Source organism: Pseudomonas sp. P5_A2_2, from assembly GCF_054177685.1.
The window spans coordinates 1-1,110 of the sequence record NZ_JBGCUL010001284.1 but is presented as its reverse complement, the minus strand read 5'-3'; the positions used below and the strand labels follow the sequence as shown (position 1 = coordinate 1,110).

The 1,110-nt window shown below is 60.7% G+C and carries 2 protein-coding genes; both read right to left on the bottom strand.

Going from position 1 to position 1,110, the window contains the following annotated elements; genetic code table 11:
• Nucleotides 1-279: 279 nt before the first annotated feature.
• Complete coding sequence (locus tag ACXRVY_RS30825; protein ID WP_223460322.1) at nucleotides 280-738, bottom strand: GNAT family N-acetyltransferase; 459 nt, start codon at nucleotides 736-738, stop codon at nucleotides 280-282.
• 27 nt (nucleotides 739-765) lie between these two features.
• Nucleotides 766-1,110: response regulator (locus tag ACXRVY_RS30820; RefSeq protein ID WP_458239182.1), on the bottom strand; the 345-nt coding region annotated here is incomplete at its 5' end.

Sequence of the window (1,110 nt, the reverse complement as noted above, 5' to 3'; positions counted from 1 at the left end):
CTGGCGAGTACGGCTTTGTCGTAGGTTGCCCAGGCGTCGGGGCTGGAGGCGTGGGCTTGGGTGGCGAGGGCGGTGAGGCAGAGAATAGTCAGGGTTGCTACTTTCATGGTTCAGGCATCCTTGGTGCTGTGGCCGAAGGGTGAGTATGCCTCAAGGTTTTGAAGTGGATGTGCAGGCCCCATCGCGAGCAAGCTCGCTCCCACAGTGGTCGAGTGTGGCCACGGATTTTGTGTACGACGGGTAACCTGTGGGAGCGAGCTTGCTCGCGATGGCGTCGTATCAGAGCGGAACCGGCTCCCGGCGGACTGCGCGCATCCCGACGCTTTCATACAAGCGCCGCGCCCGAAGGTTGTCTTCACGTACCTTCAGGTCCACGAAACTTTCACGCCGCTGCTGGAACACCTTGAACGCCTGCAATAGCAGCGCACGCCCCAATCCCCGGCCTTGAAACCGCGGATGCACCACCAGGTTCTTGATGTAGGCACTGGTCCAGCATTGACACACACCCACCACACCTTCGGCATCCTGGGCAATGAGGCACAGGGCCGGGTCATATTCCGGATCGGTTTCGAACTGCCGTTGCCACATGTCCAGTGCGGCTACGCGCCCACCGCCGTCGAGATAACCGAGCTCCATCAGGCGGTGCACGGCGGCGCCCAGTTCGGGGCGGTATTCACTCAGTTGCAGGCCGACCGGCCAATCGGGAGGCGGTATGACGACAGAGAGGTCGCGTCGCATCAGCCAGCAGTAATCTTCGGTCAACACTCAATAACCTTGTTCGGCGACAGCCTTGGCCGCGGTGATCAGACACTGGGTCAGTTCCGGCGATGAAAACTTGGTCAGCACCGCATTTGCTCCCGCCACTCGTGCTTTCTCTGCATTCATCGCACTGTCCAGCGAGGTGTGCAGCAGTACATAAAGATGCGCGAAATCCGGAGTTTCCCGCAGGGTGCGGGTGAAGGCGTAGCCGTCCATCTCCGACATTTCGATGTCCGAGACGATCAGGTTGATCTGTTGCGCGGTGCCTTGCAGGTCCAGCAGGCAGTCGATGGCTTCCTTGGCGCTGCGGGCCGTATGGCATTGCAGGCCGAGGTTACGCAGGGTGTGCAC